We start from the raw sequence: 24,164 nt of genomic DNA on the forward strand, positions 1-24,164 counted from the left end.
CCGGAGTTTCTTGCGAGGAACCGTCCATGGTGCTGGGCGCCGGGCCGGACGTCCTGTCCGGCCGTTCGGCCTGGCGCGACATGCCACAGGCATGTCGCTCCGGCCTCACCCCTTCATGCTGTCGATGTCGGCGATATTGATCGTGCTGCGGTTGCGGAACAGCAACACCAGGATCGCCAGGCCGATGGCAGCTTCCGCCGCAGCCACGGTGAGAATGAAAAACACGAACACCTGCCCCGAAACGTCGCCCAGAAACCGCGAGAACGCCACGAAGTTCATGTTGACGGCGAGCAGCATCAGCTCGATCGACATCAACAGCACGATCACGTTCTTGCGGTTGATGAACAGGCCGGCGACGGCGATGCAGAACAGCACCGCGCCCAGCACGATGTAGTGCGCGAGCGAAATCATGGCTGCGGCTCCTGGCTGGCGGTCGGTTCATCCGGACGGACGGCGGCCATCTTCACGATGCGCACGCGGTTGCGCGGATCGACCCTGACCTGCTGGCTCGGCGTCTCGTAGCGGGCGTCGCGACGCTCGCGCAGCGTCAGCGCCACGGCGGCGACCACGCCCACGGTGAGGATCAACGCGGCGATCTCGAACGGCAGCAGGAACGTGGTGTACAGGGCATGGCCCAACCACTCCGTGTTGGACATGCCCGCCGCCACGGCCGGGTTTTCCCCCAGCACATGGGCGTTCATCGCGCGCACGCCGACCAGCCCGAGCATTTCCACCAGCATCACCACCGCCACGATCAGGCCGACGGGCAGAAACTTGACGAAGCCTTCGCGCATTTTTTCCTGGTCGATGTCCAGCATCATCACCACGAACAGGAACAGCACCATCACCGCGCCGACGTAGACCACAATCAACGCCAGCGCCAGGAACTCGGCCTCCAGCAGCAGCCACAGGCAGGCGGCACTGAAGAACGTGAGCACCAACGCGAGCACGGCATGCACGGTGTTCTTCAGCGAGATCACCGACAGCGCCGCGGCCACGGTGACGAAGCTGAAGGCGTAGAAACAGATGAGTTGCAGCGTTTGGGGATTCATCAAAAGGCCTCAGCGGTACGCCGCGTCTTGCGCGCGATCGGCGGCGATCTGCTGTTCAAAGCGGTCGCCGATGGCAAGCAACTGCTGCTTGTTCACCACGTTCTCGCCGCGGTTCTCGAAGTGGTACTCGTGGATCGAGGTTTCGACGATGGAATCCACCGGGCAGCTTTCCTCGCAGAAACCGCAATAGATGCACTTGAACAGGTCGATGTCATAACGCGTGGTGCGGCGTTGCCCGTCGCTCTCGCGCGGCGCCGAGTCGATGGTGATCGCCAGCGCCGGGCACACCGCCTCGCACAACTTGCAGGCGATGCAGCGCTCCTCGCCGTTCGCGTAGCGACGCAACGCATGCAGGCCGCGGAAGCGGTTCGACTTCGGGATGTGCTCCATCGGGTAGCGCACGGTGTACTTCGGCTTGAACATGTAGCGCATGGTCAGGCCCATGCCCTGGAACAGCTCGATCAGCAGCAGGCTCTTGAAAAAACGGATCATCGTATTCACGGCTTACGCTCCCATCCCGACGGTCACCACGTCGAAATACTTCAGGCATCCGGCCACCATCACCCAGACGATCGCGATCGGGATCAGCACCTTCCAGCCCAGCCGCATGATCTGGTCATAGCGATAACGCGGGAACGTGGCGCGGAACCACAGGAACAGGAAGCTCATCATGAAGGCCTTGATGAACAGCCAGATGAAGCCGCCGTGCCCGATGAAGCCCCACGACGCCGGGAACGGCGACAGCCAGCCGCCCAGGAACAGGATCGAGGCCAGGAAGCTGATCAGGATCATGTTGGCGTATTCGGCCAGGAAGAAGATCGCGAACGCCGACCCGGAATACTCCACGTGGAAACCGGCCACGATCTCCGACTCGCCCTCGGCCATGTCGAATGGCGCGCGGTTGGTCTCGGCCACGCCGGAGATGAAATAGATCACGAACACCGGCAACAGCGGCCACATGAACCACTCGAGGATGCCCTTGCTGCCGGCCTGCGCGTTGACGATCTCGGTCAGGTTGAGGCTGCCTGCCAGCACCAGTACGCAGACCAGGCACAGGCCCATCGCCAACTCGTAGGAAATCACCTGCGCGGCGGAGCGCATCGCACCCAGCAACGCGTAGCGCGAGTTGGATGCCCAGCCGGCGATGATGATGCCGTACACGCCCATCGAGGTCATCGCCAGCAGGTACAGGATGCCGGCGTTCGCGTTGGACAGCACCATCTGGCCACTGAACGGAATGACCGCCCACGCGGCCAGCGCCGGTATCAGCGCGATCAACGGCGCCAGGAAGTACAGGAAGCGATTGGCCTTGGTCGGCAGGATCACTTCCTTGATCAGCAACTTCACCACGTCGGCGAAGGCCTGCAGGATGCCGAACGGGCCGATCTTGTTCGGCCCCAGGCGCACGTGCATCCAGCCGATGACCTTGCGCTCCCAGTACACGAACATGGCGACCGCGATCACCAGCGGCAGCACGATGCACAGGATGTAGATCACCGGCCACAAGACCTGGTTGATGAGTTGATCAGCCATGATGCTCAAGCCTTGCTCAAGGTGATGGTCGCGCCATACGGCGGCAACGTGGCAGTGAGGTCCTGTGCCGCCTCGATCCAGGTGGCCCCATCGGGAACCGCCACATCGATCCGCAACAGCAGCGACGCATCACCGACGCGAACCTGCTCGCCATCGGCAAGACCCAGCCGTGCCGCTTCATTCGCGTTGATCCGGACAGCGGGCGCCCGGTTGAGCGGATGCGCGTTCAGTGCCGTCGCGCGGCGCAACACGGCATCGCTGCGGTAGATGGGCCAGGTGGCGACGCGGGTCAGCCCCGCCGGGGCGCTGGCGCGCGAAGCCATGCCATCGCGCGCAACCACCGCACGATCGGTGATGCCGTTGCGCAGGCCGGCGATATCGTCGAACTCGAAACCAGCCAGCTGCAGCGAGCCGCCCAGCGCACGCAATACCTTCCAGCCCGGTCGCGCCTGCCCCGGTGCCTTGGAGCCGGCGAGCACGCCCTGCGCCAGGCCGTCGACATTGACCAGGGTGGCCTCGATCTCGGGCAGCAAGGCGATCGGCAGGATCACGTCCGCCACTTCGCGCAATGCGTCGCTGGCAAAGGCACTGAACGCCACCACCTGCTCCGCCCCGCGCAACGCCTTCAGCGTGGCGGCGCCGTCCGCGAAATCATGCGGCGGCTCCACGCCATACAGCAGATAGCTCTTGCGCGGCTGCGCCAGCATCGCCTGCGCATCCAGCCCGCCATTGCCCGGCACCACGCCAAGGCGCGCCAGGCCCACGGCATTGGCGCCAACCGGCAGTTCGTTGTAGCCCGCGCCGGTGGCGTCGGCGATGAAGCGTGCGATGGCGCGCAACCACGACGCCTGCGGATGGGTTACCGCCGCTTCGCCCAGGATCACCACCGCCGCACCCGACTTCAGTGCCGCCACGGCATCGCTGTCGCCCTGGTCGCTGGTCGCGCCGTTGATCGCGTCGGCCAGCGGTGCGGGTGCCGAAGCGCCCGCGCTCACGGCGGCTTTGGCCAAGGCCAGCAAGGCGCCGACCAGTTCGTGCGGCGCGGCGATCGCCTCACCGGCCAACTGGTAATTGAAGTCGAAATGCACCGGGTTGACCGCATAAACCCGCGCGCCCTTCTTCACGGCCTGGTGCAGGCGGTGATTGAGCAACGGCAATTCGAGGCGCAGGTCGGAACCGACCAGCAAGGCGGCCTTGAGCTGATCCACCTGGGCCACCGGCGTACCAAAGGTGGTGGCCACGGCGTTGTCGGCAAAATCCAGCTGACGCAGGCGGTGATCGACGTGGGCACTGCCCAGTCCGCGTGCCAGGCGCATCAGCAGATCGCCCTCTTCGTTCGAGGTGGCCGGATGCACCAGCACGCCGAGCTCGCTGCCGGGCGACTTTTTCAGCGCCTCACCGGCAAACGACAGCGCGTCTTCCCAGCTGGTCTCCTGCCACTGCCCGTCGCGCTTCACCTGAGGTGAAATGGCGCGGTCGGCGGCCGTCAAGCCCTGGTGGCTGTAGCGATCGCGATCGGACAGCCAGCATTCGTTGACCGCCTCGTTGTCGCGCGGCACCGTGCGCAGCACTTCGCCGCGGCGCGTATGCAGCCACAGGTTGGAACCCAGTGCATCGTGGTAGCCGATGGACGGGCGGGCGATCAATTCCCATGCACGCGCCTTGAACTGGAACACCTTGTCGGTCAGTGCGCCCACCGGGCACAGGTCGATGATGTTGCCGGACAACTCGGTTTCCACCGTCTTGCCGATATAAGTGCCGATCTGCAGGTTCTCGCCGCGATTCATGCCGCCGAGTTCAAACGTGCCGGCAATCTCGCTGGTGAAACGCACGCAACGTGTGCAATGGATGCAACGCGTCATCTCGGTGGCGACCAGCGGCCCGATGTTCTCGTCGGACACGGTGCGCTTGCGCTCGGTGAAGCGAGACACGCTGCGGCCGAAGCCCAGCGCCACGTCCTGCAGTTCGCACTCGCCGCCCTGGTCGCAGACCGGGCAATCGAGCGGATGGTTGATCAACAGGAATTCCATCACGTCGCGCTGGTATTGCAGCGCCAGCTTGGAGCGCGTCTGCACCTTCATGCCGTCGGTGACCGGCGTGGCACATGCCGGCAAGCCCTTGGGCACCGGGCGACCGCCCATTTCCACCTCGACCATGCACATGCGGCAGTTCGCGGCGATCGGCAGCTTGCGGTGATAACAGAAGCGCGGAATCGTGATGCCGACCGTATCCGCCGCCTCGATGATCATGGCGTTTTTGCGGATCTGGACCGGCTTGCCGTCAATCTCGATGCTTACCAGATCGGGCGCGTTGTTGGTTGGCTGCGCACTCATGCCGTCACTTCCTCGCGAGAATCCACTATCGAGTGACCGTGCTGCACGAAATACTCGAATTCGTTCCAGAAGCGGTTCAGGAAACCCTGCACCGGCCACGCGGCCGCCTCGCCGAACGCACAGATGGTGTGGCCTTCGATCTGGCCGGCGATGGCCTTCAGGCGATGCAGATCCTCTTGCGTCCCCTTGCCTTCGACGATGCGGGTCAGCACGCGATGCATCCAGCCGGTGCCCTCGCGGCACGGCGTGCACTGGCCGCAGGACTCCGCCTTGTAGAAGCGCGAGATGCGATGGCAGACCCTGACCATGCAGGTGGTCTCGTCCATCACGATGACGGCGCCGGAGCCGAGGCCCGAGCCGGCTTTCTGCAGGCAGTCATAATCCATCGTGCTTTCGAGCATGATGTCGGCTGGCAGCACCTTCATCGACGAACCACCCGGAATCACGGCTTTCAGCTGGTGCCCGTTGCGCACACCACCGGCCATTTCCAGCAGGTCTTTGAACGACGTTCCCAGGCGGATTTCATAGTTGCCCGGCCGGTTGACGTGGCCGGACACCGAGAAGATCTTCGGGCCGCCATTGTTCGGCTTGCCCAGGTTGAGGAACCAGTCCGCGCCGTTGCGAATGATGGCCGGCACCGAAGCGTAGGTCTCGGTGTTGTTGATCGTGGTCGGCTTGCCATACAGGCCGAAGTTGGCCGGGAACGGTGGCTTGAAGCGCGGCATGCCCTTCTTGCCTTCCAGCGACTCCATCATTGCGGTCTCTTCGCCGCAGATGTAGGCGCCGGCACCCAGCGCGGCATAAATGTCCACGTCGAGGCCGGTACCCTGCACGTTCTTGCCCAGCAGGCCGGCGGCATACGCCTCGGCCAGCGCGGCCTCGAAGTGCTCGAACGGCTCGTGGTGGAACTCGCCGCGCAGGTAGTTGTAGGCCACCGTGGTGCCGGTGCAGTAGCAGGCAATGGCCAGGCCTTCGATCACCGCATGCGGGTTGTAGCGCAGGATGTCGCGGTCCTTGGCGGTACCCGGCTCGGACTCGTCCGAGTTGCACAGGATGTACTTCTGCATGTCGCCCTTGGGCATGAAGGACCACTTCAGCCCCGTCGGGAAACCCGCGCCGCCACGGCCGCGCAGGCTGCTTTTCTTGATCTCCTCGATCAGCGACGCCGGATCCGGCTTTTCGGCCAGGATCTTGCGCCAGGCCTTGTAGCCATCGACCTGCTCATAGCTGGCCATTGCCCACGGCTTGTCGAAATGCAAGGTGGTGTAGACGACCTGGTGTTCCTGCGGTGCGGCTCCGACGGCCATCAGTGCGCCTCCCCTGCGTGCCCGTGATCCGGGCCATCGACGCTCAACCCCTCGAGGATGGCGTCCAGCTTCTCGATGGTGAGGTGCTCGTGGTAGTGACCGTTGACCGTGGCCGCCGGCGCGTAAACGCAGGCCGCGATGCATTCTTCTTCGTTCTTCAGGTACACGCGTCCGTCCGCGGTGCTTTCGCCCAGCTTGATGCCGAGCTTCTGTTCGCAATGACGCACCAGATCCTCGGCACCATTCAGCCAGCACGAGATGTTGGTGCAGATCGCCACGTTGTTGCGCGCCACCGGTTTGGTTTCCAGCATCGAGTAGAAGCTGGCCACCTCGTAGGCCCAGATCGCCGGCACTTCCAGGTACTTGGCCACCGCCGTGATCAGCTCGTCGGTGAGGAAGCCGTGGTTCTGCTCCTGCGCGCCGAACAACGCCTGGATCAGCGCCGAACGCTTGCGGTCAGGCGGGAACTTGGCCACCCACTTGTCGATGTGGTGACGGGTTTGCTCGGTCAGTACGACCGTCGGATCGACGTGCCTGACCTGCTCGAAATGTCCGGTGGCTTTCATGCGTGAAACTCCGGGAATGGGGAATGGGGAATGGGGAATCGGAAAGATCCGACCCGCAGCACCACCGTCCCTACTCCATTGCAACATTTACGACTCATCAAAATACGAAAGGCGGAGCCGCAGCGATGCGCTCTACCCATTCCCGATTCCCTATTCCCTATTCCCGTGCTCATCGATCCACTTCGCCGAACACGAGGTCGTAGGTTCCGATCATGGCCACCACGTCGGCGAGCATGTGGCCGCGCACGATGGTGTCCATGGAGGAGAGGTGGGCAAAACCCGGTGCACGCAGGTGCACGCGGAACGGCTTGTTGGCGCCGTCGGACACCAGGTAGCAGCCGAACTCGCCCTTGGGTGCCTCGACCGCGCAATAGGTTTCGCCGGCCGGCACGCAATAGCCCTCGGTGAACAGTTTGAAATGATGGATGAGGGCTTCCATGTCCTCCTTCATCTCGACCCGCGACGGCGGTGCGACCTTGAAGTTCTTCACCATTACCGGACCGGGGTTGGCCTTCAGCCACTGCACGCACTGCTGGATGATGCGATTGGACTGGCGCATCTCCTCGACGCGGCACAGATAGCGGTCGTAGCAGTCGCCGTTGACGCCGACCGGGATGTCGAAATCCATCTCGGCATACTTCGCGTACGGCTGCTTCTTGCGCAGATCCCATTCGACACCCGAGCCACGCAGCATCACGCCGGTCATGCCCCATTGCTGGGCCAGCTCCGGGCTGATCACGCCGATGCCGACGGTGCGCTGCTTCCAGATGCGGTTGGTGGTGAGCAGTTCCTCGTACTCGTCGACCTTGGTCGGGAAATCCGCCGTGAAGGCCTCGAGGTAATCCAACATCGAACCTTCGCGCCAGCTGTTGATGCGCTTGAGGTCGTTGCCCTTGTGCCACGGCGACTCGCGGTACTGCGACATCTGCGCCGGCAGGTCACGGTAGACGCCGCCGGGGCGGTAGTACGTGGCGTGCATGCGCGCGCCCGACACGGCCTCATAGACGTCCATCAGCTCCTCGCGTTCGCGGAACGCGTACAGGAACACCGCCATGGCGCCCAGGTCGAGCCCGTTCGAGCCGATCCACATCAGGTGGTTCAGGATGCGGGTGATCTCGTCGAACATGGTGCGGATGTACTGCGCGCGCACCGGCGCCTCGACGCCCAGCAGGGTTTCGATGGCGCGCACGTAGGCGTGCTCGTTGCACATCATCGACACGTAGTCGAGACGATCCATGTAACCGATGGACTGGTTGAACGGCTTGGACTCGGCCAGTTTCTCGGTGCCACGATGCAGCAGGCCGATGTGCGGATCGGCGCGCACGATGGTCTCGCCGTCCATCTCCATCACCAGACGCAGCACGCCGTGGGCGGCCGGATGCTGCGGGCCGAAGTTCATCGTGTAGTTGCGGATTTCCTGCATGCTCAATTCTCCCGCCACTGATCGCCGGCTTCGGCCCGGGCCTGCATCAGGTCGGCGTCGTCACGGATGGTGCGCGGTACCAGCACGCGCGGCTCGATCGATACCGGCTCGTAGATGACCCGCTTCTGTTCGGGGTCGTAGCGCACTTCCACGTTGCCGATCAGCGGAAAATCCTTGCGGAACGGATGGCCCACGAAACCGTAGTCGGTGAGGATGCGGCGCAGGTCCTGGTGGCCATCGAAAATGATGCCGTACAGATCGAACGCCTCGCGCTCGAACCAGTTCACCGACGGCCAGACCAAAGTCAGCGAGGGCAGCAGCGGCATGGTGTCGTCGTCGCAGAACACGCGCAGGCGCAGGCGCCGGTTGTGTTCGATCGAGAGCAACTGGATCACCGAGGCGAAGCGACGCGGATGATCGTTGTCGCGCGGGCGCCCGGCCCAGGTGAAGCGGCCCATCGCCTGGCCTTCCACGCCGCGCGAGAAGCCGGTGCCGGAAACCGATTCGGTGTTCCACTCGGTCTGGCCATAACCGAGGTAATCGATACCGCACAGGTCGATCAATTCGCTGAAGCGGAACGCGGGCTCGTCACGCAGCGCGGTGGCCACGGCGATCAGGTCGGCGGCGGCCAGGTCGGCGGTGGTTTCGTTGCGGACGGTGCTGAGGGTGAGCGTGTCGCCGAAGCGGGCGGCGAGTTGGTCGGACAGCGGGGTCGCGGATGTGTCGGTCATATCGGGGCCTACGAACGCGCGATGGTGCTGGTGCGGCGGATTTTCTTCTGCAGTTGCAGGATGCCGTGGATCAGCGCCTCCGCCGTGGGCGGGCAGCCGGGCACGTAGATGTCCACCGGCACGATGCGGTCGCAACCGCGCACCACCGAGTAGGAGTAGTGGTAGTAGCCGCCGCCGTTGGCGCAGCTACCCATCGAGATCACCCATTTCGGATCGGGCATCTGGTCGTAGACCTTGCGCAGCGCCGGGGCCATCTTGTTGACCAGGGTGCCGGCCACGATCATCACGTCGGACTGGCGCGGGCTGGGGCGGAAGATCACGCCGTAACGGTCCAAGTCCAGACGCGCCGCGCCGGCGTGCATCATTTCCACCGCGCAACAGGCCAGGCCGAACGTCATCGGCCACATCGAGCCGGTGCGCGCCCAGTTCATCAAGGCGTCCACGCTGGTGGTGGCAAAACCGCGCTGCACCACCGGGTTGTCACCGGCCGGGCGCAGGATGTCGTCCACCAGGTTCAGCGGCTGCGGGTTGTGCATCACCCCGCTGACGGATTCCATCATTCCCATTCCAGTGCTCCCTTCTTCCACACGTAGGCAAAGCCGATCACCAGCAGCAGCAGGAACAGGCCCATCTCGATCAGCGCGATCAGCCCGATCTGCTTGAACACCACCGCCCACGGAAACAGGAAGGCGATTTCCAGATCGAAGATGATGAACAGGATGGCGAGCAGGTAGTAGCGCACGTCGAAACGCATGCGGGCGTCCTCGAACGCCTCGAAACCGCATTCGTACGGCGCCAGTTTCTCGGCTTCGGGACGACGCGGGCCGGCCAGCAGGCCAACCGCCAGCAGCACCAGCCCGAGGCCGGTGGCAACGCCGATGAACAACAGGACAGGCCAATATTCGGCAAGCACGGTGCAACGTACCTCCGCGCCCTCGGGCGCATCAGTGACCGCGGGGTTCAACCCAGCAACTTACGGTCCGGCGACTTCGATTCGACAGGCCACGTGGGCTCTGGGCTTACCAGCCACGTCGGCGGATGAATCCGCTGGCGCTCGACGTTCCGCGAAGCGAGTTCGCGAATCTCGCCATTGTATCAGCGCGCATGGGGAGAACGACAAGCCTTGACGAAGCCGCAACGGCCTCGAACGTTGGAACGACGGAAGACATGCGACGAAAAGCGCGCAACGTCCGCGGGATTGCCGCCTTTTCACATCGTGTTGGTCGGGCGCTCGGAATTGAGTGTGCCGGCCAGGATGTTCTCGATGCGGCTGCGCGCGGCTTCCGCGTCGCTGGATTCGTTGAAGTGGATACCGATGCCCGCCGCACGATTGCCCTGCGCACCGGCCGGGCTGATCCATACCACCTTGCCCACCACCGACAGGCGCTCGGTTTCCTCGGCCAGGGTAACCAGCAGCACCACTTCGTCGCCCAGCGCATAGACGTGTTCGCTGGGGGCGAACAATCCGCCATGTTTCAGAAAGGGCATGTACGCGTTGTACAGCGATACGGCGTCCTTGATCTTCAACGAGATGATGCCCTGCCGGGCGGCCACGGGTTTCATGTTCGACTCCTGGATGGCGGCTGCACCGCCCGCTCAATGGCCATGATGGTAGATGCTGCCGGGCGATCGCACCACCGCGCGCGATCAGCGCACCGCAGGGGGCTGCACGGCCTGCTGGTTCCGCCGCTCGCCGACCAGTCGCTCCCAGGACGCAGGGGGCTTCCAGTCCGCCACCCAGCCAGGCACCGCCTCGGTGGGCATCGGGCGCGAAATGGAGAAACCCTGCAACTGGTGACAACCCAGCATGGCGAGCAGGTCACCCTGCTCCGGGGTTTCCACCCCCTCCGCGATCACTGTCTTGGCCAGCATGCGGGCGGTGGTGATGACGCCGGCGGCGATCGCCACGTTGCGTTCGTCACTCAGGATGTCGCGCACGAAACTCTGGTCAAGCTTGATGTGCTCGATATCCAGTTTCTGGATGTGGCTGAGCGATGCAGTGCCGGTGCCGAAATCATCCAGACCGACGCGGATGCCGCGGCGACGGCACTCCTCGATGACCACCTTGGCCCGGGCATGGTCCATCGTCGGGCCGGTCTCGGTCACCTCGATGCCGAAGCCGACATCCATCACGCCCGGATAGCTGTCCAGCGCCGTGTCGATGTCGGCGAAAAACGCCGGATGCAACAAGTGCCGCGTGCTGATGTTGATGGAGACGGGAATCGAGACGCCCAGGCGCATCCACGCCTGGCATTGCTTCAGCGCCTCGTCCAGCACATAGCGGCCGATGGGCCGGGCCAGTTGCGGGTCATCCAGCACGTGCATGAAATGCACAGGCTCGATCAGCCCGTCTTCACCATCGCGCAAGCGCAACAGCGCCTCCATCCCGGCCACGCCGTGCAGGCCGGGAAGCCCGTCGATGTACACGATCGGCTGGAACAGCAACTGCAGGCGCGACTGCAGCAGCGCCTGCGCCATCCGTTCGCGCATCGCCTGCAGGCGCACCTGCTCCTCTTCCATCGCCGGCTCGTACAACAGGCCGCGGTCCTTGCCCTCTTCCTTGGCCGCGTACATGGCCATGTCCGCGTGGCGCAGCAGGCCCTCGGCGTCCGAGGTATCCAGCGGATAGAGCGTCCATCCGATGCTGGCCGAAAGATAGAGCTGCTCCCCCAGCAGATCGAAAGGCGCGCGCAGCGCCTGCAGGATGCAACGACTGATCGCGTCCAGCTGCTCCTTGCTGTCCAGGCCCGATATGACAAGCCCGAATTCATCGCCACCGAACCGGGCCAGCACGTCCGCCTCGCGCAGCAGCGCGGCGACGCGCGACGAGGCCTCCGCCAGCACGTGGTCGCCGCCGGCATGCCCGACGCTGTCGTTGACGCTCTTGAAGCGATCCAGGTCGAGCACGCCCACCGCGATCAGCGAACACTGCGTGGTTGCCAGCACGCGCCCCTGCTCCAGCCGTTCGAACAGCAGGCGCCGGTTGGGCAGCCCGGTCACCACGTCATGGAAGGCCAGTCGCTCGACCCGCGCCTCGTACATCTTCCGCTCGGTGATTTCGTGCTGATGCCAGATCCGCCCGTTTGGCCGGCCGTGAGTGGTGATCGGGGTGAAGTCGCGCAGAAAGATGCGCCCGCCCTTGACCTGCACCTCGTCGCCCCGCACCGTTTCGCCCCGGGCCACGATCTCCCGGACGCGGGCCCACTCCTGCTCGGGATCGGCGTACGCGGACCACATGCGCTCGTACAGGCTTTCCGCCGGCATGTTCTCCAGCGCGATGGGTGGGTCGGTGATGCCGAACAAGGCGCAGAACGCCTCGTTCGCCAGCACCACGCGATTGTCCTCGGACATCACCAGCACGCCGGTGTACTGGCTGGACAACACCGCCCGGACATACGCCGCACTGAAGGGCAGGTCAGACCTGTGCGGCAGTCTCGCCGGGGGCGAGCCAGAGGATGGCAGGGCCCGGCCCAGTTCCTCGGCGATCTCCGAAAAAACCGACATGCCCACCCCGGCAAGCGCATCGGCCTGATGGGCGCCGATGACGAAAACGCCATCGACAACGTGATCCCGGTGCAGCGGCAAGGCCAGCAACGCACCGATCGGCGCGAGGCTTGCGTCCCACGCATCCGCCACCTCGGCGGGTGCGACATGCGTGTGCCACGCGGGCTTTCCGCTGTCGATAGCCATGCTGGCGACGCTGGCCAGGCGACCGGAGCCGGCAAGGTCGGCGGTGGTATCGGCATCCCATGCCAGCCCGGCCGTTGTGCGCAACCGCAGCGTACCGGACGGCTCGCGCAAGGCGATCAGCGCGACCGGGCAATCATCAAAGCTTGCGGCCAGGCGGCAGACGTCGCCGAACATGGTCGACTCGTCGCGATGGGCATGGATGGCCTTGACCACGTCGCTGAGCAGGCGCAGCGCGCGTCGCTGCCGGGCTTCATCGTCCACCGACCGGGACGACGGACCGTGCTCCGCCATCGCCACCGGCAAACCGGTTGCTGCTGGCATCAGATGCTGGTCCCCGTCGCGCATGCTTGTTGTCCGGCGAATGGACAGCACCGGCAGTCCTGCTTTGCCCGTCGCCCCTTCCTCCCTGAACACCGGTGAGCGGAACGCTGCGGTCGCAAATCCGGGCCCCCAGCGCACCCTGTACCGTCACAAGCTAGCGGGGTGACCCCGGCGTGTAAAGCGTTCGACCCGGGGCTGCGTCACACTTCACACCAGCCCCAATGATCAAATATCCAGGGCGACGGAACCGCCAGCGACAGGCGTGCGAAACGGGGCGAGGCCACCGGCTCGCCATGCCGCGACGACAGCTGATACCCGCCAGCATCGCTGCGCTGAAGCGGAGCCTCGTGCCAACGCCAGGTATGGGCACCGGCGGCGTCGACCAGGCTGAGTCGCAACCACGGGTGCAGCACCGCTGGCGGCCGCCAGGGCAAACCGCCATCCGGCCGGGGAACGACAAAAAACTGCTCCGCCCGCCCGGAAAGACGTTGCACCCTGCCCCCGCTGAGCACCAGTTGGCTGTGATGCGCCGACAGCGCAAACCGCTTTGCCGCCTGCTCCGCGGGCGCCCCTTCAAGACGAAGCGTGGGCGCACCGCTCTGTGGGCCATGCACCATGTACGTCAGCAACGCAGGGGCCGACGGCATCTGGGTCAGTGCCAGGCGCGCCAGCACGTGCGCCGAGCCATGATCGGGATGACGATCCCCCAGCGCGGGAGCCACCACGATATCCGGGCGGAACGTGGTGATGGTGGTGGTCAACGCGGCAACAGCGGCCTGGTGCGTCGAAAGCAGGCGGGAGGTCACCCCCAGGTCGGGCCAATGCAGTTGCTGCAGTGCCGTGGCCGGAACACCCAGCCGCTGCATCGCCTGCAGCAGCTCGGCACGACGCCGCGCGCCCCAGCGCCGACGTTCCCCGGCGCCGATGTACAAGCGCCGTTCCACCCAGCGTTGCGGCCAGGGATTGTTGTCGCCGTCGGTCAACAGCACGATGCCGACCTCGCCACCGGCGGCGCGCACCTGCTGGATCAGCAAACCGTTGGCGATGGTTTCGTCGTCGGGATGCGGTGCCACGATCAGCAGGCGTGTGCGCGCCGAAAAGTTCGTCAGGGCGTCCGCTGCTGAGGGTTCGGCGGACGGCATTGTCACCGCCACATCGCCAGCAACTCCAGCAGCAGCAGGTCATCGCGCAACGGGCCACGCAAAGCCTGGCGGGTGCGGTTGGCGGCGGCGTACCACTGCGCCAGCATGTCGGCATCCATGGCACTGGACAGTGGCGGGGCCTGTCGATCGGCCCGCGCTTTCATTTCGTCGGCCGACGCCTGCGCGGCAAACCACAGCCGCTGCGCGGGCTCGTCGTCCAGCCAGCGCTTGACGACGTCAGCCGTCTGCCCGCGCCCCGCCGCCAGCGCGGCGAGATCCTTGCGTACTTCGCGACGGCGGTCGAGCGCGCCCTGCGCCATCCAGTCACGCGCCAGCCCCGGGTTGCCGCCAGCCGCCTGCAGCGCGGTGGCCGCATCGGCGACGCCTTCGGCCTGCAGCCAGGCCAGTGCCTGATCGGGCGCAGGCAGGTGAAACTCGATGCGCTGGCAACGGCTGCGAATGGTCTGCGGCAATTGCCAGGGCGCGTCGGCCAGCAGCACCAGCATGGTCTGCGCGGCTGGCTCCTCCAGCGTTTTCAGCAAGGCGTTGGCCGCCGCCGCGTTCATTGCATCCGCCGGGTCGATGACGGCAACCTGCCAGCCGCCGAACTGGCTGCTCATCGCCAGCCGTGCCGACAGGTCGCGGATCTGTTCCACCACGATTTCGCTGCGCTGCACGCCATCCTTGCGCAGGCCGTAGGTCAAGCTGACAAGATCCGGATGGCTGCCCGCCGCCAGCAACAGGCAGGCGCGGCAGTGGCCGCATGCGACGCCGGTATTCCCGTCCGGCTGTTCGCACAGCAGCCCCTGGATGAAGCGCTGCGCAAACGCGCGCTTGCCCAATCCGGTCGGGCCACACAGCAGCAAGGCGTGAGGCAGCGCGCCACGCGCCCGCCGCGCCTGCAGGCGCGACCAGTGCTCCGCATGCCACGGCGGGGTGCTCATGCGTTGCTCCGGGTCAATTCGGCCACGGCATCGATGGCATCGGCGAGTACCTTCGCTGGCGATTGGGTCGCGTCGATGACCCTGAACCGCGAAGGCTCGGCCGCGGCGCGCTCGCGGTAAGCGGCGCGTACCCGTTCGAAGAAGCCATCCGCCTCGACCTCGATGCGGTCGGGCGCACTGCGCCCCGTGGCACGGGCACGACCGGTGGCCACGGGAAGATCCAGCAGCAAGGTCATGTCCGGCGTCACGCCGGCGCAAGCCCACTGCTCCAGCGCGGCGATACGTTGCATGGGCTGGCCGCGGCCGCCGCCCTGGTAGGCGTAGCTGGCGTCGGCGAAACGGTCGCACAGCACCCACTGGCCGGCGGCCAGCGCCGGTTCGATCCGCTCGCGCACCAACTGCGCGCGCGAGGCGAACATCAGCAGCAATTCGGTTTCGGCGGCCAGGCCGTGGTGCCGCGGATCAAGCACGATGGCGCGCACCGCCTCGCCCAGTTCGGTGCCGCCGGGTTCGCGCGTCTGCACCAGACTGACGCCCTGCTGCCCGATCCAGTCGCGCAGCCCCGCCAACAAGGTGCTTTTACCGGCACCCTCGCCGCCTTCGAGGCTGATGAAGCGGCCGCGTGCTGTCGATGATGGCGCGTTCATGGGCAGCGTTTCCGTTGATAGCAATCGACGTTGCGATTGTGTTCCGCCAGCGTGCTGGAAAACACGTGGCCACCATCGCCGCGCGCCACGAAATAAAGCGCATCGCCGGCCGCCGGGTGGAGTGTCGCCTGCAGGGCCGCCTTGCCCGGCAGCGCGATCGGCGTCGGCGGCAATCCGGGGCGGGTGTAGGTGTTGTAGGGCGTATCGGTGGTGAGGTCGCTGCGGCGGATATTGCCGGCGTAGCGCGCGCCCATGCCGTAGATCACGGTGGGGTCGGTTTGCAGCAGCATGTGATGGCGCAGGCGGCGCACGAACACCCCGGCGATCTGCGCCCGCTCGTCGGGCTTGCCGGTTTCCTTTTCCACGATCGAGGCAAGAATCAGCGCGTCGTAGGGCGTGGCCAGCGGCAGGTCGGGAGCACGCCCGGCCCACAGGCTGGCCAGGGTCTTGACCATCGCCTCGTGCGCGCGGCGCAGGATGTCCAGGTCGCTGTCACCTTTGACGTAAGCGTAGGTCTCGGGCAGGAAACGGCCTTCCGGATTCTCGCCCGCCGCACCGATGCGCTGCATGACGGCCGCGTCGTCGAGGCCGCTGCTGTCGTGTTTCAGCTTCTCGGCGCGCGCCAGTGCCTGGCGCAGTTCCTGGAACGTCCAGCCATCGACGATAGTGAGATTGCGCTGCAATACGCGGCCGGCGGCCATGTTGGTCAGCAGCGCGCGCGGGGTGATGCCCGGGGTCAGCGCGTACTCGCCGGCATGCAGCTTGCCCGCTACCCGCATCTGTTCGGCCAGCATCCGCCAGTACAACGGATGGGCACGGGTGACGCCGTGCTGGCGCAGGTCGGCCACGATCGTCTTGAAGCTGCTGCCGCGGGCGATGTCGATATGGTCGCCAGTGGCCGCCACCTGCAGTGGTGTGCGGGCGAAACGGTTGAAATCGTGCCAGCCCCAGGCGGCGGCCGCGACCAGCGCCAGCATCGCGAGCCACATCAGGCCGCGTCCCAGCGCGCGACCGCGTGTTCGATGCTGATTCATGCCGCGTACTCCATCGGGAAACCCAACTGCCGCCAGTGACGTTGCCATTGCCGCGTGACCGGGCCCGGCGCCCAGCCCCATGCATCCAGTGACTGTACCGGCACGACGCCGCGCACGCTGGAGCTGAGGAAAACCTCGCTGGCGCGCTGCAGGTCAGGTAACCGGATGTCGCGTTCCGTAACGCTTTCGGCGTGGGCCAGGATCTCCGCGCGCGCCACGCCGGCCACGCCGCAGCGCTTCAACGATGGCGTCACCAGTTCGCCATCGATCACGGCAAACAGGTTGGCCATGGTCGCCGAAATCAGCCGGCCGTCACCATCGCACAACAGGCCCTCGGCGATCGCCGGATCGTTCCATTCCGCGCGTGCAAGCACTTGTTCCAGACGGTTGAGGTGTTTCATGCCTGCCAGTTGCGGTTGTTCGGCCAGCCGCAGCGTGCACAGCCGCGTGCGCACGCCGCGTGCATACACGTCGCCATCCGTCGGTGGCGGCGGGAAGGCCGCCACCACTCGCGTGGGTGTGGCTGCCATTGGCGGCGAATAGCCGCGTTCGCCGACGCCGCGGGTCCAGGCGATACGCACCACCGCGTGCGCCATGGCTTCACTCGCCTGCCGTGCCTCGCGCAGAAGCTGTGCGGTATCGGGCAGCGGCAGTTGCAGGCGGCAACAACTGTCGGCCAGCCGTTGCATGTGCCGACCCCACAAGGGCGCCGTCTCGCCCACGAAGCGGATGCTTTCGAACAGGCCGTCGCCATACGAAAAGCCACGATCGGTGGCGGACACCACCTCGGACGCAACGCCGTTGACCAGCATGCGGCCCGCCATCAGCCGGCCACGCCCAGCGCGCGCAACAGGCCGCGCGCCTTGGCGCGCGTTTCCTCCAGTTCCAGCGCGGCCACCGAGTCGACCACGATGCCGGCGCCGGCGCGCAGGCTCGCCTGTGTGCCGCTCAAGGTCAGCGTGCGAATCAGGATGTTCAAATCGAGGTCGCCATGTCGATCGAGGTAACCCAGCGCGCCGGTATAGGCGCCGCGTGGTGCGTCTTCCAGGGCGGCGATGATTTCCATGCAACGCACCTTGGGGCAACCCGTGATGGTACCGCCCGGAAAAGTTGCTGCAATCACCTCGCCCGGTGTCACGCCGGCGCGCAGCCGGCCACGCACGTTGGACACGATGTGGTGGACATGGGCGTAGCTCTCCACCGCCATCAACTCGTCCACCTCGACCGTGCCTGGTATGCAAACGCGACCCAGGTCGTTGCGCTCCAGGTCGATCAGCATGACGTGCTCGGCGCGTTCCTTCGGGTGACCGCTCAATTCGCGGATGCGGGCAGCGTCGTCATCACCGTCGGTGCGTGGCCGCGTGCCGGCGATGGGCCGCGTCTGCGCCTGGCCGTCGCGCACTTCCACCAGCCGCTCGGGCGACGAACTGACCAGCGACCATCCCGGCTGCTGCAGCAGGCCGGCGAAAGGTGCCGGGTTGGCCTGGCGCAAGGCGGCATACAGCGACGCGGGCGCGGGCGGCTTCGCGTAGCGGGCGCGCCACTCGCGCGACAGGTTCACCTGGAAAATGTCGCCGTCACGCAGGTGTTCGTGGATCCGCGCCACGCCGGTGAGAAAGCGTTGTGGGTCGTCTTCTTCGCACGAGGCCGGTAGCGGTGCGGCATCGATCGCCAGCGGTGTGTCGAGATCGGCCTGCATCGCATCGAGCAGCGCCTCGCCGCCGGCTTCCGCCACCAGCGTGGTGCAGCCGAGCTGGTGGTCGACGATGATCGCGGCCGGGCAACGCACGGCCAGTGCCTGCGGCAACAACGACGATCGCTGCAACGACAACGTGGGCTCGATTTGCGCGGCCAGCTCGTAGGCCAGCATCAATACCCAGCCACCGTGGAACGGCAAGTCGTCCGACGGGCTGCGCGGCAACTGTTCGCTTTTCCAGGCGGCATCCAGCGCGTCGAGGAAATGGCCGTCCAGCGCGCGCCCTGCTTCGTCGCGCAGCGAACCGTCGGCGTGCAGGGTCAGGGACTCGCGGGGAAACGCGAACAGGATGTCGTAGCGTGCCTGCCGCGTGCCATGCAGCACGCTTTCAAGCAGGCAGGGATAACGCTGCGGAAAGACCGCGGCGGGCGCGAGCAGATCGCGCCCGCCGGGCAACAGGCGGCGGAGGCAGGTCACGCTCAGGCGCGGCGGAAGACCAGCGAGCCGTTGGTGCCGCCAAAGCCGAACGAGTTGGACATGGCGATGTCGATGCTGGCCTTCTCCGCCTGGTTCGGCACCAGATCCATGCCGAGCGCGGCGACCTCCGGATCGACGTCCACCAGGTTCATCGTCGGCGGCAGCACGCCTTCGCGCAGCGCCATGATCGAGAAGATCGCCTCCACACCGCCGGCAGCGCCAAGCAGGTGGCCGGTGACCGATTTGGTGGAGCTGACCGCGAACTTGCCCTTCTGCGTGGCGTGCTCGCCGAAGACGCTGCGGATGGCCTTGGCCTCGCCCAGGTCGCCCACCGGTGTGGACGTGCCATGCGCGTTGACGTACTGCACGTCGGACGGCTGCAGATGCGCGTCATGCAGTGCATTGAGCATGGCCAGCTCGGCGCCATCGCCACTCGGCGAGGTGATGTGGTACGCGTCGCCGCTCATGCCGAAGCCGGTCAGCTCGGCAAGGATGTTGGCGCCACGCGCCTTGGCGAATTCGTATTCCTCGAGCATCAACATGCCTGCGCCGTTGGACAGCAGGAAGCCGTCGCGACCGACGTCCCACGGACGGCTGGCGTGGGTGGGATCGTCGTTGCGGGTGGACATGGCCTTGGCCGAGCAGAAGCCCGCCATCGCCGTGGGCGTGGTGGCGAACTCGGAACCGCCGGCCAGCATGGCGTCGGCATCGCCGTACTGGATCAGCCGCATCGCCATGCCGATGTTGTGCGTGGCCGTGGTGCACGCCGAAACCAGGGCGATATTCGGCCCCTTGATGCCGTGGTAGATCGACAGGTTGCCGGCCACCATGTTGATGATCGAGCTGGGCACGTAGAACGGCGACACCTTGCGCGGGCCCCTTTCGGCCAGCTCCAGCGCGGTCGACTCGATGGTGTGCAGGCCGCCGATGCCGGCGCCCGCGGCGATGCCGACGCGGGCGGCGTTCTGCTCGTCGACCACCAGTCCGGACTGCCGGAATGCATGCGTGCCCGCCACGATGCCGTAGTGGATGAACGGATCCATCCGCTTGAAGTCCTTGGCGATCGCACGGCGCTCGTCGTCCGGCGTATCGGTGCCGGCAAAATAGGCGTCGACCGGATCGAAATCACGGACCTCGCCCGCAATGCGGGTAGCGTAGGCGCTGGCGTCGAAGCTGGTCACGGGACCGATACCGCTGCGGCCTTCGACGATGTTCTGCCAAGCGGTGGCGATGTCGTTGCCGACCGGCGAAATGATGCCCATGCCGGTCACTACCACTCGTCGCTTGCTCATGCTGTTTTCCTTCAAGGTTGCGTGGCGCTGCCCATAATCGGAACAGGCCCGTGCACACCGCGGATATGGCGCCCGTCACCGCAGGCGCGCCTGGCGCACCATACGGGATCGGACGTTACAAAACGCAGAAACGAAAACTGCGCCAGAAGGCGCAGCATTCGCTATCACCACGGGAGCGGCAGGCTCGGGTATCGAACGCCGCCGACCGATGGGATCAAACCCGGATCATTCAATCCTTGGAGTGGGCCTTGATGTAATCGACGGCCTGCTGCACGGTGGTGATCTTCTCGGCTTCCTCGTCGGGAATCTCGGTTTCGAACTCTTCTTCGAGGGCCATCACCAGCTCCACCGTGTCCAGCGAATCTGCGCCCAGATCGTCCACGAACGAAGCATTCGTCGTGACTTCATCCTCTTTCACGCCCAGCTGCTCGATGACGATTTTCTTGACGCGCTCTTCGATGGTGCTCATGTTGCCCATACCTCTCAAGGAGTAGTTGTTTGTCTGTGCCGGCACCGTGCCAGCAAAAGGCCGGCGCATTGTAATGGCTAAGCAGTGATGCCGCCATCGCCGGCTGGTGAAACCACAGCACAGGCCACGATGGCCGGCGCGAAGGGGTAATTGTCGCCTAAAAACCGTCTGCTGGCGACAACCGGTGTGAGAATCCTCACGCCATGTACATGCCGCCGTTGACGTGCAGCGTCTCGCCGGTGATGTAGGCGGCCGCCGGAGAGGCCAGGAAACCCACTGCCTTGGCGATGTCATCGGCCTCGCCGAGACGGCCCAGCGCGATCTGCCCCAGCAGGGCGTCCTTCTGTGCTTCCGGCAAGGCGCGGGTCATGTCGGTGTCGATGAAACCGGGTGCAACCACGTTGACCGTGATGCCGCGGGTGCCGATCTCGCGCGCCAGCGATTTGGAGAACGCGATGATCCCGGCCTTGGCCGCCGCGTAGTTCGACTGGCCCGGATTGCCGGTAAGGCCGATGACCGAGGCGATCGAGATGATGCGGCCCTTGCGCGCCTTCATCATGCCGCGCATCACCGCCTTGGAGGTGCGGTAGACCGAGGTGAGGTTGGTGTCGATGATGGCCTGCCAGTCGTCGTCCTTCATGCGCATCAGCAGCTGGTCGCGGGTGATGCCGGCGTTGTTGACCAGGATCGACACCGCGCCGAATTCCTTGCCGATGGCATCGATCAGGCCTTCGACGGCAGCACCGTCAGTGACATCCAGCTTGCGACCGTGGCCGCCGTGCGCCGCCAGGCGCTCACCGATCGCCGCGGCGCCCGCGTCGCTGGTGGCGGTGCCGATGACGGTGGCGCCCATCGCCGCCAGTTCATCGGCAATCGCCGCGCCGATGCCGCGGCTGGCGCCGGTAACCAGGGCGATCTCGCCTTGCAGGGACTTGCTCATCGTGTGGAATCCTCAACGTTCGATAACAGAAATCGTGTGCGGCGAATGACGCGTCGAGAGCGCGTTCAAACCCATTCGGCGCGTGCGGCGTCCAACTCGGCGGGGGTGCCGATGGCGCGTGCCTCCAGCGTCTTGTCGATGCGCCGGATCAGGCCGGCCAGCACCTTGCCGGGGCCGCACTCGGCGATGCGCGTGGCACCGCCGGCAGCCAGTGCCTGCACGCATTCGGTCCAGCGCACGGGCAGATACAGCTGGCGCTGCAGCGCGCCGCAGATGTCCTCGACGGTGTCGTAGCTGCGCGCCTCGGCGTTCTGGATCACCGGGATCGACGGCAACTGCCATGCGATCGAGGCCATGCGCTCACCCAGGCGATCGGCGGCGTCGCGCATCAGCGCGCAATGCGACGGCACCGACACCGCCAGCTTGATGGTTTTTTTCACACCCAGTTCGGCCAGCTTCGCCAGCGCGCGATCGACCGCCTCCGCATGACCGGCGATCACCAGCTGGCCGGGCGAATTGAAGTTGGCCGGCGCCACCACCTGCCCTTGCGCCACCTCATCGCACACCGCGGCGATCTGCGCATCGTCGCCACCCAGGATCGCCGCCATCGCGCCGACGCCAGCCGGGACGGCCGCCTGCATCAGCCGGCCGCGTTCGGCCACCAGAGCCGCCGCGTCATGCAGCGACAACGCGCCGGCGCACACCAGCGCGCTGTATTCACCGAGGCTGTGGCCGGCGAGCTGCGCCGGCTGCGCGCCGCCCAGCGCCTGCCATACCCGCCACACCGCCACGCTGGCAGCCAGCAACGCCGGCTGGGTGTTCTCGGTGCTGTTGAGCTGATCTTCGGGGCCCTGCGCGCTCAGTTTCCACAGATCGATGGCCGCGCCCTGCGAGGCTTCGTCGAACGTCGCGCGCACTTGCGGATGCGCCTCGGCGAGGTCAGCCAGCATGCCTACGGACTGCGAGCCCTGACCGGGAAATACGAAAGCGAGCGAAGGGGAAATCGAACTCATGATGCGCGAACCATCGATGGAAAAACGGCATGGTGCCATGCCGGGCTATCCGTGCGCAGCGGTATCGGATCATCCCGCCCGATATGACGATGCCGCCTCAGCGGCGGCATCGATTCAAACGAACGCAGTCAGCAAGCGTGCCGGAATCAGTAACGCAACAGCGCCGACGCCCAGGTAAAGCCGCCGCCGAAAGCTTCCAGCAACAGGTTCTGGCCACGCTGCACCTTGCCCGAACGCACGGCGTAATCGAGCGCCAGCGGCACCGAACCGGACGAGGTGTTGGCGTGCTTGTCGACCGTCACGACGACCCGGTCCATCGACATGCTCAGCCGCTTGGCGGTGGCCTCGATGATGCGCAGGTTGGCCTGGTGCGGGATCAGCCAGTCGATCTGCGATTCCACCATGCCGGCGGCCTCGAGCGTTTCGCCGACCAGCGCGTCGAGCGTCTTCACCGCCACCTTGAACACTTCACGGCCGGCCATGCTGATGCGCACGCCGTGGTTGGGTTCGTCCTTGAAACCGGCCGACACGCCCACCGGGTTGTACAGCAGCTCCTTGAAGCCGCCGTCGGCGTGCAGGCAGGTGGCGTAAATCCCCGGCTCGCTGGAAGCCTCCAGCACCACGGCGCCGGCGCCATCGCCGAACAGCACGCAGGTCTGGCGGTCGCTCCAGTCGACCATGCGCGTCAGCGTTTCGGCACCGATCACCAACACCTTTTTCGATTGGCCGCTGCGGATGAACTTGTCGGCCACGCCCAGCGCATAGACGAAGCCCGAACAGGCCGCGTTGACGTCGAACGCGGCGCAACCGTTGGCGCCCAGCCGGTGCTGCACCAGGCAGGCGGTGGACGGGAAAATGATGTCCGGCGTGGTGGTGCCCAGCACGATCAGGTCCAGCTCGGACGCCTTGACGCCCGCCGCCTCCAGCGCGTTCTGCGCGGCCCGGAAGGCGAGGTCGCCGGTGGTCTCGCCATCGGCGGCGATGTGCCGCTGGCGGATGCCGGTGCGGCTGTGGATCCACTCGTCACTGGTGTCGACGATCTTTTCCAGGTCGACATTGGTGACCACTCGCTCCGGCAAGGCGCTGCCGGTGGCGATGATGCGGGAATATATCTGCGGCATTCGGCTATCCATCCCATGACTGCAAAGGATTCGGTCGGCTGGGCGGCGACACGACATCGCCACGTTACGTTTCAGCCGCCGGGAACGCAAAACGGCGCGTCACCGCGCCGTTTGCCTGGGGTCGTGACTACCGGAACCTCGGGCCCCGGAACACGCGGTCAATCTTCGACCGACACCGCACCCTTGGTTTCGATGACTTTCTTGCCGCGATAGTAGCCGTCCTTGGTGACGTGGTGGCGCAGATGCACCTCGCCGCTGGTCGGATCGGTGGACAGCTGCACGGTCTTCAACGAGTCGTGCGAACGACGCATGCCGCGGGTGGACGGGGTACGGCGGCTCTTGGCAACTGCCATGGTAGTTCTCCAGCTAAAGCAATGATTTGCTAGGTATGTTCTGAATCGGTATGGACCGGATCACTGACCCGGCCCGATGG

At 65.7% G+C, this 24,164-nt stretch carries 25 protein-coding genes; all 25 read right to left on the reverse strand.

The window, feature by feature from the left end; genetic code table 11:
* Window positions 1-105 precede the first annotated feature (105 nt).
* The 25 genes from nuoK to rpmF all read right to left on the reverse strand — a co-directional run bounded on the left by nuoK (window position 106) and on the right by rpmF (window position 24,084).
* Window positions 106-411, reverse strand: a complete 306-nt coding sequence (gene nuoK / locus ASD22_RS06020) for an NADH-quinone oxidoreductase subunit NuoK (RefSeq protein WP_007081808.1) — start codon at window positions 409-411, stop codon at window positions 106-108.
* Complete coding sequence (locus ASD22_RS06025) at window positions 408-1,052, reverse strand: NADH-quinone oxidoreductase subunit J (protein WP_056080209.1); 645 nt, start codon at window positions 1,050-1,052, stop codon at window positions 408-410. Before ASD22_RS06025 ends, nuoK begins: the two co-directional genes overlap by 4 nt.
* Before the next feature lie 9 nt (window positions 1,053-1,061).
* Window positions 1,062-1,553 (reverse strand): NADH-quinone oxidoreductase subunit NuoI, encoded by a 492-nt coding sequence (gene nuoI, locus ASD22_RS06030; RefSeq protein WP_056080215.1) that lies wholly within the window; start codon window positions 1,551-1,553, stop codon window positions 1,062-1,064.
* 3 nt (window positions 1,554-1,556) lie between these two features.
* Window positions 1,557-2,585 (reverse strand): NADH-quinone oxidoreductase subunit NuoH, encoded by a 1,029-nt coding sequence (gene nuoH / locus ASD22_RS06035; RefSeq protein WP_056081034.1) that lies wholly within the window; start codon window positions 2,583-2,585, stop codon window positions 1,557-1,559.
* A gap of 5 nt (window positions 2,586-2,590) precedes the next feature.
* Window positions 2,591-4,918: an NADH-quinone oxidoreductase subunit NuoG gene (gene nuoG, locus ASD22_RS06040; RefSeq protein WP_056080219.1), complete on the reverse strand. Its 2,328-nt coding sequence runs from the start codon at window positions 4,916-4,918 to the stop codon at window positions 2,591-2,593.
* Window positions 4,915-6,225: an NADH-quinone oxidoreductase subunit NuoF gene (gene nuoF, locus ASD22_RS06045; protein WP_056080223.1), complete on the reverse strand. Its 1,311-nt coding sequence runs from the start codon at window positions 6,223-6,225 to the stop codon at window positions 4,915-4,917. Before nuoF ends, nuoG begins: the two co-directional genes overlap by 4 nt.
* Entirely contained in the window at window positions 6,225-6,791 is a 567-nt protein-coding gene (gene nuoE / locus ASD22_RS06050) for an NADH-quinone oxidoreductase subunit NuoE (RefSeq protein WP_056080229.1), read from the reverse strand. Before nuoE ends, nuoF begins: the two co-directional genes overlap by 1 nt.
* Before the next feature lie 169 nt (window positions 6,792-6,960).
* Complete coding sequence (locus tag ASD22_RS06055; protein ID WP_056080235.1) at window positions 6,961-8,214, reverse strand: NADH-quinone oxidoreductase subunit D; 1,254 nt, start codon at window positions 8,212-8,214, stop codon at window positions 6,961-6,963.
* A 2-nt stretch (window positions 8,215-8,216) separates the two neighbouring features.
* On the reverse strand, window positions 8,217-8,945 hold the full coding sequence (locus ASD22_RS06060) for an NADH-quinone oxidoreductase subunit C (RefSeq protein WP_056080238.1): 729 nt from the start codon (window positions 8,943-8,945) through the stop codon (window positions 8,217-8,219).
* 8 nt (window positions 8,946-8,953) lie between these two features.
* The gene (locus tag ASD22_RS06065; protein WP_056080241.1) at window positions 8,954-9,511 is read right to left on the reverse strand and encodes an NADH-quinone oxidoreductase subunit B; all 558 of its coding nucleotides are present in this window, start codon (window positions 9,509-9,511) and stop codon (window positions 8,954-8,956) included.
* Window positions 9,502-9,858, reverse strand: a complete 357-nt coding sequence (locus ASD22_RS06070) for an NADH-quinone oxidoreductase subunit A (protein WP_007081798.1) — start codon at window positions 9,856-9,858, stop codon at window positions 9,502-9,504. The genes ASD22_RS06065 and ASD22_RS06070 overlap by 10 nt, the downstream gene beginning before the upstream one ends.
* 296 nt (window positions 9,859-10,154) lie before the next feature.
* Window positions 10,155-10,508, reverse strand: coding sequence for a PilZ domain-containing protein (locus ASD22_RS06075; protein ID WP_007081797.1), 354 nt, complete (start codon window positions 10,506-10,508; stop codon window positions 10,155-10,157).
* A gap of 84 nt (window positions 10,509-10,592) precedes the next feature.
* A complete protein-coding gene (locus tag ASD22_RS06080; protein WP_235577543.1) occupies window positions 10,593-12,980 on the reverse strand; it encodes an EAL domain-containing protein in 2,388 nt (795 codons plus the stop codon).
* Window positions 12,981-13,156: 176 nt separating this feature from the next.
* Window positions 13,157-14,098 (reverse strand): PIG-L family deacetylase, encoded by a 942-nt coding sequence (locus ASD22_RS06085; RefSeq protein WP_056080244.1) that lies wholly within the window; start codon window positions 14,096-14,098, stop codon window positions 13,157-13,159.
* A 2-nt stretch (window positions 14,099-14,100) separates the two neighbouring features.
* On the reverse strand, window positions 14,101-15,042 hold the full coding sequence (holB, locus tag ASD22_RS06090; protein WP_056080247.1) for a DNA polymerase III subunit delta': 942 nt from the start codon (window positions 15,040-15,042) through the stop codon (window positions 14,101-14,103).
* Window positions 15,039-15,689 carry a dTMP kinase gene (gene tmk / locus ASD22_RS06095; RefSeq protein WP_056080250.1) on the reverse strand — a complete coding sequence of 217 codons (651 nt, stop codon included), beginning with the start codon at window positions 15,687-15,689 and terminating at the stop codon, window positions 15,039-15,041. Before tmk ends, holB begins: the two co-directional genes overlap by 4 nt.
* A complete protein-coding gene (mltG, locus tag ASD22_RS06100; RefSeq protein WP_056080254.1) occupies window positions 15,686-16,723 on the reverse strand; it encodes an endolytic transglycosylase MltG in 1,038 nt (345 codons plus the stop codon). Before mltG ends, tmk begins: the two co-directional genes overlap by 4 nt.
* The gene (gene pabC, locus ASD22_RS06105) at window positions 16,720-17,547 is read right to left on the reverse strand and encodes an aminodeoxychorismate lyase (protein ID WP_056080257.1); all 828 of its coding nucleotides are present in this window, start codon (window positions 17,545-17,547) and stop codon (window positions 16,720-16,722) included. Before pabC ends, mltG begins: the two co-directional genes overlap by 4 nt.
* Window positions 17,547-18,896 carry an aminodeoxychorismate synthase component I gene (locus tag ASD22_RS06110; protein ID WP_056080259.1) on the reverse strand — a complete coding sequence of 450 codons (1,350 nt, stop codon included), beginning with the start codon at window positions 18,894-18,896 and terminating at the stop codon, window positions 17,547-17,549. Before ASD22_RS06110 ends, pabC begins: the two co-directional genes overlap by 1 nt.
* 2 nt (window positions 18,897-18,898) lie before the next feature.
* On the reverse strand, window positions 18,899-20,188 hold the full coding sequence (gene fabF, locus ASD22_RS06115; RefSeq protein WP_056081039.1) for a beta-ketoacyl-ACP synthase II: 1,290 nt from the start codon (window positions 20,186-20,188) through the stop codon (window positions 18,899-18,901).
* A gap of 229 nt (window positions 20,189-20,417) precedes the next feature.
* Window positions 20,418-20,657 carry an acyl carrier protein gene (gene acpP, locus ASD22_RS06120; protein ID WP_007081788.1) on the reverse strand — a complete coding sequence of 80 codons (240 nt, stop codon included), beginning with the start codon at window positions 20,655-20,657 and terminating at the stop codon, window positions 20,418-20,420.
* Window positions 20,658-20,853: 196 nt separating this feature from the next.
* Window positions 20,854-21,597, reverse strand: a complete 744-nt coding sequence (gene fabG / locus ASD22_RS06125; RefSeq protein WP_056080262.1) for a 3-oxoacyl-ACP reductase FabG — start codon at window positions 21,595-21,597, stop codon at window positions 20,854-20,856.
* Window positions 21,598-21,662: 65 nt separating this feature from the next.
* Window positions 21,663-22,610, reverse strand: a complete 948-nt coding sequence (gene fabD / locus ASD22_RS06130) for an ACP S-malonyltransferase (RefSeq protein ID WP_056081042.1) — start codon at window positions 22,608-22,610, stop codon at window positions 21,663-21,665.
* A 146-nt stretch (window positions 22,611-22,756) separates the two neighbouring features.
* The gene (locus ASD22_RS06135) at window positions 22,757-23,731 is read right to left on the reverse strand and encodes a beta-ketoacyl-ACP synthase III (protein ID WP_056080265.1); all 975 of its coding nucleotides are present in this window, start codon (window positions 23,729-23,731) and stop codon (window positions 22,757-22,759) included.
* A 158-nt stretch (window positions 23,732-23,889) separates the two neighbouring features.
* Window positions 23,890-24,084: a 50S ribosomal protein L32 gene (gene rpmF, locus ASD22_RS06140; protein ID WP_007081784.1), complete on the reverse strand. Its 195-nt coding sequence runs from the start codon at window positions 24,082-24,084 to the stop codon at window positions 23,890-23,892.
* Between the last annotated feature and the right edge of the window lie 80 nt (window positions 24,085-24,164).

Origin of the sequence: Rhodanobacter sp. Root480 (assembly GCF_001426645.1) — a bacterium.
In the GTDB taxonomy this organism is placed as follows: domain Bacteria; phylum Pseudomonadota; class Gammaproteobacteria; order Xanthomonadales; family Rhodanobacteraceae; genus Rhodanobacter; species Rhodanobacter ginsenosidimutans.